Below are 283 nucleotides of genomic sequence, written 5' to 3'. Positions count from 1 at the left end.
ATTGCCTGCGGACGAAATGACGGATGAAGACACCTCAATCAGCAGAAGCGTGCCTGTCGCGTCAGATATCGATGGGGTGATTGCCTCTTACGCATTGCAAGACGATGTGCCAGACGATAAAGGCAGCCTAACGTTTAACTCAGATGGCTCATACAGCTTCGATCCTGGCAATGACTTCCAAGGGCTCAGCAATGGTGAATCGGAAAATGTCACCTTCACTTACATCGCCTTGGACGATGAAGGCTTAGCGAGCGCGCCACAAACCATTACCATCACGGTGACG

The 283-nt window shown here is 51.2% G+C and carries 1 protein-coding gene; it reads left to right on the top strand.

Annotated elements, in window-relative coordinates:
- Positions 1 to 283 (top strand): Ig-like domain-containing protein (locus tag M9196_RS23390; RefSeq protein WP_250619899.1); only part of this gene is annotated, 283 nt, incomplete at both ends.

Origin of the sequence: Vibrio methylphosphonaticus, assembly GCF_023634655.1 — a bacterium.
In the GTDB taxonomy this organism is placed as follows: Bacteria; Pseudomonadota; Gammaproteobacteria; order Enterobacterales; family Vibrionaceae; genus Vibrio; species Vibrio methylphosphonaticus.
The sequence above is the reverse complement of the archived record's forward strand: the minus strand, read 5'-3'. Positions and strand labels throughout refer to the sequence as shown.